Origin of the sequence: Aquitalea magnusonii, assembly GCF_003202035.1 — a bacterium.
Taxonomy (GTDB): domain Bacteria; phylum Pseudomonadota; class Gammaproteobacteria; order Burkholderiales; family Chromobacteriaceae; genus Aquitalea; species Aquitalea magnusonii.
This window is the reverse complement of the sequence record NZ_QJKC01000039.1, coordinates 1-9,216: the sequence shown is the minus strand read 5'-3', so window position 1 is coordinate 9,216 and position 9,216 is coordinate 1. Positions and strand designations below refer to the sequence as shown.

Annotated in this window: 7 protein-coding genes; 1 reads left to right on the top strand and 6 read right to left on the bottom strand. The window is 54.9% G+C overall.

Annotation, left to right across the window (positions count from 1 at the left end; genetic code table 11):
* On the bottom strand, window positions 1–120 hold a 120-nt coding region (locus DFR38_RS21965), incomplete at its 3' end, for a helix-turn-helix domain-containing protein (RefSeq protein WP_146215901.1).
* A 529-nt stretch (window positions 121–649) separates the two neighbouring features.
* Here DFR38_RS21965 and DFR38_RS20670 point away from each other — a divergent pair.
* On the top strand, window positions 650–1,576 hold the full coding sequence (locus DFR38_RS20670; protein ID WP_059287037.1) for a SphA family protein: 927 nt from the start codon (window positions 650–652) through the stop codon (window positions 1,574–1,576).
* A gap of 92 nt (window positions 1,577–1,668) precedes the next feature.
* Here DFR38_RS20670 and DFR38_RS20665 read toward each other — a convergent pair whose 3' ends face one another.
* The 5 genes from DFR38_RS20665 to DFR38_RS20645 form a co-directional block, all read right to left on the bottom strand.
* Window positions 1,669–2,640: an AraC-like ligand-binding domain-containing protein gene (locus DFR38_RS20665; RefSeq protein WP_059287038.1), complete on the bottom strand. Its 972-nt coding sequence runs from the start codon at window positions 2,638–2,640 to the stop codon at window positions 1,669–1,671.
* Window positions 2,641–2,815: 175 nt separating this feature from the next.
* Window positions 2,816–4,903, bottom strand: coding sequence for a caprolactamase subunit alpha (gene capA / locus DFR38_RS20660; protein WP_059287039.1), 2,088 nt, complete (start codon window positions 4,901–4,903; stop codon window positions 2,816–2,818).
* Window positions 4,900–6,681 (bottom strand): caprolactamase subunit beta, encoded by a 1,782-nt coding sequence (capB, locus tag DFR38_RS20655; protein WP_199054747.1) that lies wholly within the window; start codon window positions 6,679–6,681, stop codon window positions 4,900–4,902. The genes capA and capB overlap by 4 nt, the downstream gene beginning before the upstream one ends.
* 175 nt (window positions 6,682–6,856) lie before the next feature.
* The gene (locus tag DFR38_RS20650) at window positions 6,857–8,188 is read right to left on the bottom strand and encodes a purine-cytosine permease family protein (protein ID WP_059287040.1); all 1,332 of its coding nucleotides are present in this window, start codon (window positions 8,186–8,188) and stop codon (window positions 6,857–6,859) included.
* 150 nt (window positions 8,189–8,338) lie between these two features.
* The gene (locus DFR38_RS20645) at window positions 8,339–8,875 is read right to left on the bottom strand and encodes a DUF6538 domain-containing protein (RefSeq protein WP_059287041.1); all 537 of its coding nucleotides are present in this window, start codon (window positions 8,873–8,875) and stop codon (window positions 8,339–8,341) included.
* Between the last annotated feature and the right edge of the window lie 341 nt (window positions 8,876–9,216).

The following is a 9,216-nucleotide window of genomic DNA, read 5'->3' as shown; positions in this document are numbered from 1 at the left end:
AATCGTGCTGGGAGCCCGGTGCAATGCCTTTGCAATGGCCCTGGCACTCTCTCCCTGCTGTTTCATTGCCATGATGAACCCGCGTTCTTCGGCACTGAGGTGCTCATAAGTTCTTTGCATGCAACAACTTAACCTTTAATTGGTTGGTGTTGCACTTAGCTCTTGAAACCGCCGTCCCAAACAATTTACACTCGAACACATTCGTATTTTTGGTAACCAGTTGCCACTCCCGATCATGCAAAAAGAGAGCTCTGACTGAGCAACCGGCGCTGAAGAGGCAAGGTCGGCAGCAGTTCGGCCTTAGTGGTCATTGGGATGAATCTTGCGAAACATCAGCAATCAATTGCTAGCTGCCCGTGGCGTTACACACCTGCTTTCCACAGTAGCTTGGGCCCGCACTTCGACCCTCTTCGTACACCCAAAATAATCTGGGCACAACGGCGGGTACGTAAACAGACAGTAGGGTACATGGAGGCCATGTCGCACCAGCATATGTAACAATCCAGCCATTCAGGCGTAATCATTTTTTCATTCACTTTCATCCTATATCACTGAATTCATTGAACTTACCCTCAATTTGCCAATACCGGCACTCCCTGCGAATCGTGACCGTAAGAGATCGATGGCATCAAAAACATGGATAAGGACAATGAACAAGATGAAGATGAAAACGATGACAACAGCACTGCTGACTCTGGCGATAACAGGAGCCGTGCTTCATGAGCATGCCGGCGCACAGGAGTTGTGGGACCCTCACCTGCGGGGCATCAACGAGGGCTTTGCCGCCGGAGCCCTGCCGCCCGAAGGGGTCTATGGCGTACTGAACAACTACTGGGCCTCTTTTGATGTTTATGATCACAATGGCCAGAAAACCGGCAGCAAGGTCGATGCCTTGATCGAGGTGCCGATTGTACTTTGGTCTACCGGCGTGAAAGTGCTGGGCGCAGACTATGCTGTCGCCCTGGCCCAACCCTTCGACTACACCACGCTGACAGGCAATGGCATACCCTCGAATGGCCGCTGGGGAACATTCAATACTATCCTGGTGCCAGGGCAACTCTCATGGACATTACCCAATGACTGGCATGTAAAAGCCGGGCTTAATGTCTACCTGCCGGATGGCAGCTCCTCCCCCAACCGCCTGCCGCAAGGTACGTTTGTCGGGGCCGCAAATGGATTCTGGACATTGCAGCCCACGCTGGCAGTCAGCTGGCTGCACGATGGCTGGAATCTCAGCGCCGATGCCTCTTGGGCTTATAACTTCACCAACCCGGACACCCATTACAAATCAGGCCAGCAATTAGCCATCGACTATACCGCCGCAAAAACCGTAGGCCGTTGGACATTCGGCCTAGGGGCTCATCAGGAAAACCAGATCAGTGATGACAGTGGCAGCGGTGCAGCAGCCTGTGCTAACAAGGGCGGCTGTCGTGCCAGCAACTACGGCATAGGCCCGCTACTTGGCTATCAGTTCAACGAGGTAAGTGTCATGGTCATCTACAACCACGGTTTCAAGACACGCAGTGATACCGGTGGCGATTTCCTTAACCTTCGCCTGGTCTTCCCGTTCAAGTAGCCCAAATAGAAACAAGCCCGGACCGGCAGGTCGGGCTTGTTGCCATGAGAACAGATTCTGCCATGCGCCGTACAGGCAGATAACACCTTCCATCAGGTTTCTTGTGTCGAAGTACCCGAGCGAATGGAGCGCTTGAGTTCACCCGGTGTGCAACCATATTTTTGCTTGAACACCCGCGAAAAGTGCGACTGATCAGTAAAACCCCACTGATAAGCCAGCACCGACAATGGTTGGCGCAACGAAGCACCCATCATGGACTGATAGGCATTATCCAGCCGCTGATCGCGCAACCACTGGGAAAAAGTCTGCCCGGTATCCTTGAATAGAGAATGCAGGTAACGGGTAGAAATATGGCACGCTCCGGCAATGGTTTCCGTACTGAGTCCCGGGTCACCAAGATGAAGGCGCACATAATCCTCAATACGACGCAGATGAGCGGCGCGCACGACAGATTCGGATGACGTGAGCAAACGACCATCCCCTTCCAGAGCCGTACACAGCAGTTCGGTCAATTGCTTGCCCACCATAGCCAGCTCGCTCCCCCCCAGACTATCGAGTTGGGCGGTAATCAGTTGCACATAATTGACAAACAGATTACCCACACCCGTTTGGGCATCAAATCGCATGGCACAGTAACGATCTGGTGAGCGCAGTCGATTCCGTAGATGACGACCTGGAACTTTAAGCACCCACAGGGTGTTGTCACGGTGATAGTCAAACTGATAGGGCTCATTGCTGTGTTCCAGCAAGAAACAGCCCGGCGCACACTCCACCTGTCGCCCCATCTGGCTGAAATGAATGCTGTCCTGACAAGGGATGGTAACCAGAAAGTATTCGTCCATCTGGTAGTGCAAATGTGACTTCAGCCGCTGATAGGAAGTGGGGCTGGAGCAGAGCCGGGACAACGAGAGGTCACCCAGCTGCCACAGGCGAAGATCGCCATCAAAATGGCTTTTGTCGAGAAACTTCAACTGCAACTCAAAATAGCTCTGACCAATGATGTCCTGCCACTGCTGGTAACGCTCCAGCGGCTTCACCGCTTGCGTGGAAAAATGTACCGTCATTGTCTTCTCCTCTTGACCACCCCGGGCTGCTTTCGCCCCATGCCGCCATTTGTTGTTATGCGGAAGGTTTGCTGATCCGTGACTTACATGATTGATGGAATGGTTCCTGTAGGCAATGTGAATCTTCGGCCAACGTGAAGCAATTCCCCACGTCGGCCATGTATCAACGGGCTACTCAGACCGCGTGCCAACGGGTCAGATGATAGGTGCCGCTTTCATGCAAGCTGGCCTGCCAGCCCGGACGCAATACCACGGTGGTAGTGGCCTCCTCGATAACAGCCGGGCCGACAATGCGACATCCAGCTGCCAGCCGCTCACCTGCATAGACTGGCGTTTCTACCCAGCGCGCGCTGTCATCGAACAGCATGGGCCGGAATCCGTCATGTGCATCTTCCACAGCATCCGGATTATGGGGAAGTGATGGCAACTGCGGCTTGCTGACCAGACCGCTCACCGTGCACTCCAGATTAACCAGCTCTACCGGGTTTTGTGGCTCGGCATAGGTGAACAAGGCCTCATGCCGCTGATGGAAGGCTGCCAGCACCGTAGCCAGACTGCCCTCTTGCAATGGCGTGCCGGGCAATTCCACCGTGCATTCGTGGATCTGTCCTACATAGCGCATCTCCACACTGCGACGAATATGGATCTGCTCCGGCTCAAACCCATCCAGCATCAGATTGTGTCGGCCCCGAGCCTCCATTTCGGCAAACCTAGCCTCCAGCTCCTCCAAAGCGCAGCCAGGCAACAGACGCATCGGCATGCTGGCCAGATAGTTGTATTTGACATCGGATATCACCTGCCCGAAAGCACAAAGGCAAGAAGCAAACTTGGGCACCAGCACCTGCTGCGCCCCCAGCTCCTCCGCCAGCGCCGTGATATGCATGCCGGTAGCCCCACCCGCGCAGATCAGCGCAAAGTCACGCGGGTCGTAACCCTGCTCAATGGAAATACGACGGATACCATTGGCCATGTTCAGATTGACCAGCGTACTGATGCCATAGGCAGCACGCTCAATACTGATTCCCAGCGGTTCAGCTACCTGGCTGGCAATAGCCTGCTGGGCCCGTGGCAAGTCCAACCGTATGCTCCCCCCCAGCACTGCATCCGGCTTGAGATACCCCAGCAACAAGTTGGCATCGGTGACTGTCGGCTGGTCACCACCCTTGCCATAGCAAGCAGGTCCAGGATTGGCACCCGCACTATGCGGGCCAACCTCCAGCATGCCGAAATCATTCAGCCGGGCAATGGATCCGCCCCCAGCGCCCAGGGTTTCCACATGTATCATGGGGACGCCAATGCGCTGTCGCAGGAAGTCGATATCACGATTCAGATTGGTTTGCCCGCCCTTGGCCAAGGTAATGTCAAATGAGGTCCCCCCCATATCCACGGTAATGACGTTGTCGATACCAAACGGGCCAGCCAGATACAAACCCGCTTGAGGCGCTGAAGCCGGGCCCGAGTTGATGGCATTGACCGCACGTTCTTTCATGACGTTACCAATGGCCAGCCCACCATTGGACTGGTAGTAACGCACAGGACTACGAGCACCCAAGCTACGGAAGTATTCGTCAATACGATTTACATACCGCCCCATCACCGGACTGAGATAGGCATTGACCACGGTGGTGGAAGTACGCGTGTATTCCCGGATCTGCGGGTAAACTTCGCTGCCACTGCACACGAACACCCCCGGCAGATGCTGCTCGACCAACGCCTTGACCCGCTGCTCATGAGCCGCATTACTGACCGACCACAGCAGCGAGATGGCAACACTTTCCACTTTCTGCTCACGGAAATATTCAATGGCGGCCAACACGGCCTCCTCGTCCAGTGGTGCATACTCGCTCCCATCGGCCAGAATGCGACCTGCAACCGGGCGGCGCAAATGGCGCGGTACCAATTGTGGTGCCGACGGGTAGCTGGCATCGTAACGGTAGCCTTCTTCTTTATGACCAAGCCGGATTTCAATGCTGTCCTCATGCCCGGCACTACAAATCAGCCCTACCTTGACCCCCTTCAGTTCGATCAGGGCATTCAATGCCACAGTCGTGCCATTGATGCACAGGTCACAGTTGCTAACGATGTCACTGACCGAGCGGTCCAGTGCCTCTGACATCTGCGCCAGACCAGCCGCGATGGCACGGGTGCCATCCTCCGGCGTCGAAGGACTCTTGAACAAGCGGATCGTGCCATCCTGTTCTACCAGCACAAAATCAGTAAAGGTACCGCCAGCATCCACACCCAGGCGAAATTGGTTTTTCATGCCTTATCTCCCTGCCGGTTCATCTCGCATCGGCAGCGTTCGCTTGCCTCTCTATCCACACTCAGGTCTGACTTGAGCACCACACCATATTCCAGTTGTGCGGCTTCGGCCGACACCAGACCGTTTTTCACGTCGTCGCACACCTCATCCAGCGGGCGCTGCCACGGCAAACCATAGCCACCTCCCCCAGGATTGACGTTGCGGGCGCGCTGTCCAGGGCGGATATGAGTGATCACATTCTGGCGATGCACTGTGCTTTTCCCGTCAGCCATTATTTCGAGACGGCCCAGTTTGCGCTCCCGCAAGCGGTCCTGCGCGCCAGCCGCCCCCATGGTGCCAATCTGCCGTCCCTCACCAAAGGAAATCACCGTCATTTCATGCCCAATCGGCTCCACCTCCCACACCGTGCCACTCCCTCCCCGGAAGCGACCGGCACCCGCACTGTCGGTGAGCAAGCCATAGCGATGGATGATAATCGGGTAGGCATACTCCAGTAGCTCGACATCACCTGAACTCAAAGCACCGAAGCAACACAAGGGGCCACAAGCGTGCCAACCGTCCATATGGCGGGTCGCCCCTGCGCCAGAAATAATGGAGGCCAGCACCATGGTCACGTATTGCTCACCGGTAATCGGGTTGATGCCGGCGATATTGATCCCGCTGGCATGTCCCCATGACGCTGTAACCCGCTCGGGCGCAGCCGCTTCAAAGGCCATCCGTACTGCATCGGTGAGCGTTTCCATCGGTGTCGTGGTGCAGTTGACGTGGGGAGCCGGCTCGGTGGCATTACACAGCGTGCCGGGTTTACCCAGGTCCACTGTCACACAGCGATACAGACCTTCGTTATAGGGCGGTGGCACCTGGGCAAACATCATCAGGCCCAGGTAAATGCCGGACATGGAGTTGCCCGCATAAGAGTTGATGAAATACGGCAGCTGCGGCGGGCTTTCGATGGCAATGTGGACTGTGTCATCACGGACGGTAATGTCGGCCTGAATAGTCAGCTCACCATAACCGTGACCAGCGTCTTCCAATACAGCCTTACCTTGGTAATGCCCATCGGGTATGGAACGGATCAGTGAACGCATATGACGATCAGCCATATCTTTCAGTTCGGCAATCGCGGCCCGTACCGTTTCCACACCGTACTTATCCAGCAAAGCCAGAACATTGCGTTCGCCCACACGGCATGCGCCGTACTGCGCATTCAGATCCCCCTCCTGATCACGACGGGCACGCATATTGCACATCAGCAAATTGACCACATCATCACGACGGCGGCCACGATCCCACAGTTTTACCGGAGGAATACGTAGACCTTCGGCATAAATTTCCCGTGCATCCGGGTTATAACCAGCAGGCACCGGACCACCTATATCCGTTAGATGGCCCTTGCAAACCGTCCAGAACACCAGCTCACCCTGGTAGAACACCGGCTTGTACATACAGCAATCCAGAATATGGCTGCCCTGATAGGCCGGGTCATTGTGGTAAAGAACATCACCTTCGTGGATGTCATCCCCGAAATAGCCGGCTACCGCTTTCATGGCCGGTATGAGTGATCCCAGATGAATAGGGATGTCCTGCCCTTGCAATACCATTTCCGGCAAGTGATCGAATAAGGCATTGCTGTAGTCATGTGCCAGATTGAAAACACTGGAACGCCCGGTTTTCTCCAGGGTCAGCGTCATCTCTCGCTGTGCCGTCTCAAGGGCGCCCCGGACCACGGCCAGCGTGATCGGGTCCACTCCTGAAGGGTTGGGGTGACGTTGGGTCACGTTGCTCTCCTTTGTTATGCCGGTGTTACCGGTATGTTGCTAAGTTAAGAGCAGCGGCCATCCCACGCTTGTATGGATGTGCAGAAAGAATGGTTCAGGTGTGAACGGTTACCACAATGAAAAAAACGCCCGACAAAGATCGGGCGCAAGGGAGGAGTTATCACATGTCCACAACTCAGGCTGTCGCATTACTGGCCATCCTCTGGCGCTGCAACAAACCGTAAAAACCAAATGAAACCAGCGCACTGCATGGTGCCGACCACTGCGCCATGAACGGCCCTGCCTGCATCAATGCGATGCCCAGCCCTGCGGCAACAAACCAGGCAGTCACACCCTCACGACGTACCATGGGCACATCATCACCCCAGGCATTGTCATCAGGCAGAAACAGGATATGAGCCAGTGCCACACCCACCCAAGCCACCACAAAAATGCCCTGGTAGGCCAGCGCCTGCAGAATGAAACTGAACACATTGGTCAACATCAGCAGATAGACCACGGCCCCGACAACAACCCCCCATGCAATCTTCGGCAAACGGACTCCCAGGGCCCGCTCGAAAAAACCCTGCATATTGATGGTAGCCAGATAGAAGTTAGCCGTGTTGATACGAGTCTGGCTGACCCAGACAAAAGCCAAGCCTACAAAACCCATCAGCTTGAGCAATGCCAGCACCACGGAGACTTCGCTTAGTGAACCATTCCCAGGGATGCTGTTCGCCAGAAAAATGCCGATGGCACCATTGATGACAAAAGTAAAAACATAAAAAGGTAAGCCGAAGGTTAGCCGCGCATGGTATTGGCTGTCCTCTTCCCGGCCAAAGCGTGCGTAGTCCCAGGTGTACATCATCAGTATCCACACCCCCATGAAGTAGCAAAAGCAACTCCACCAGCCACTGACAGGCGCGCCGCCGGCAGGGACCACGGCCAGCCAGGCAGGGCTATAACCGAAGTCATGCAAGGTCAAGCCTACCGCCGCAACCAGTCCCAGCAAGTAGAACGGCAGCAACACACCGTTGAGCTTGTCCAGCCAGCGCTGCACACTGCCAAACACCAAGGGCACGCTGTAGGCCACCACCAGCAGATAGGCCTGATGCAAGGACAGCACAGGGAAATAAGACTGGATAGCCACCGCAATGACCGAACCTTCAAATACGGCGTAATAGATGGCGGTTGCGAAAAAGATCAGCGTCGCGAGCGGTGCACCGGAACGACCAAACAAGGTTTGTGAAAAAAGTGAAACTGACAGGCCAGTACGAATGGCATGCCGGGTGATGATTCCGTTGATGATGGAATAACTGATCGCCGACAAACCGAGTCCTATCAGCGTATTTACCGACCCATAATTCAGCGCCAAGGTGGCGGAAACCACAATCCAGAACATGGCACTACACACTGACCACCACGCCATGGTCAGGCCAAAACGCGGCATTCTGGCACCTGCCGGTACCGGACTGCGGGTGAAATCGTCATCCACACCCTCCTCTGAGGGCATCTGCAAGCTAGCCATTTGTCTCTCCTGTTGTTCTCCATGCCTGCCACATCGGTCATCCCGGGCAGTGAAACCAAATCGTAGGAAAGTGAGCCATTTACAGATAGGACAAAACTGCATGAAAACAGGTACAGGTCAGCACATGTTCATGGCGCGCCGGACCTTGTCTTAAAATCCAGCACAAACACTAGCGCCAGCATGAATGTTGACCAACTCGAACGCCGCCACGCCTGTTCTAATCATTCGTTGCACCAGCGGGCCACGCAGTAGCTCGTAGTCACCAATGGCCACCGCGCCTTTGAGGATGCGATTAGCCTCGGTGTAGCCGGTCTGGTATTCCTCGATTTCATCCAGCGTGTAGTGGCCGTTTTCGCGGCGTGCTTCATCCCCGGCAAGGCTGGCCGACTCTGCGTGCAGGCAGATGGCGTCGATGACTTCAGGGGTAAGTGCGTCGATGTGGGTGATGGCGGCAAGTTGCGTACGCGCGTAACGCTCCGCCTGCCGCTGTCGTTTTTCCTCCCACTCGGAGGTCAGACGGGCTTCTTCCGCGCGATGGCGCTCGACTGCCGTGCGGTAGTCTTTGGTGCGTAGCGAAAACGTGATTTCTTTTTTGCCGGGATAGCAAACAAGAACGTCAGTAGGGATACGACGACGAAGATAGTAGGTGCCGGATTGGGGGTGGCGTTGCAGGCCTGTGGGTAACATTGGCATCGTTCATTGAGTTCCGATCCAGAGTATAGGAAGCCAAGAAGAAAACTGAATCCTTATTGCCAATGTGTAGGAGTGTTGTGTAGAACTCAGGAGAAAAAAGCCTTATATAACCTGAATTTACTGTAAAAACAACACTTTAGGGGTGTTTGGCGGAGAGGGGGGGGGATTCCAAATCTCATCAAAAAAACCCCTTATTCTCTTGGCACTTTTCATACTACTACACAACTAGACGATTGCTTTTGGTCTGTCCCGCCCTTCGTGGACACTAACTTAAGGTGGATAATCACCACTTAGGAGCTGTGTCCATGAATAAAACCAGACGTACTTTCCCCGAT

Bases quoted from the DNA above. Each gene is read 5' to 3' on its own strand.
- DFR38_RS20670 (WP_059287037.1), top strand. From the start codon at position 650: ATGAACAAGATGAAGATGAAAACGATGACAACAGCACTGCTGACTCTG.
- DFR38_RS20665 (WP_059287038.1), bottom strand. From the start codon at position 2,640: ATGACGGTACATTTTTCCACGCAAGCGGTGAAGCCGCTGGAGCGTTAC.
- capA (WP_059287039.1), bottom strand. From the start codon at position 4,903: ATGAAAAACCAATTTCGCCTGGGTGTGGATGCTGGCGGTACCTTTACT.
- DFR38_RS20650 (WP_059287040.1), bottom strand. From the start codon at position 8,188: ATGGCTAGCTTGCAGATGCCCTCAGAGGAGGGTGTGGATGACGATTTC.
- DFR38_RS20645 (WP_059287041.1), bottom strand. From the start codon at position 8,875: ATGTTACCCACAGGCCTGCAACGCCACCCCCAATCCGGCACCTACTAT.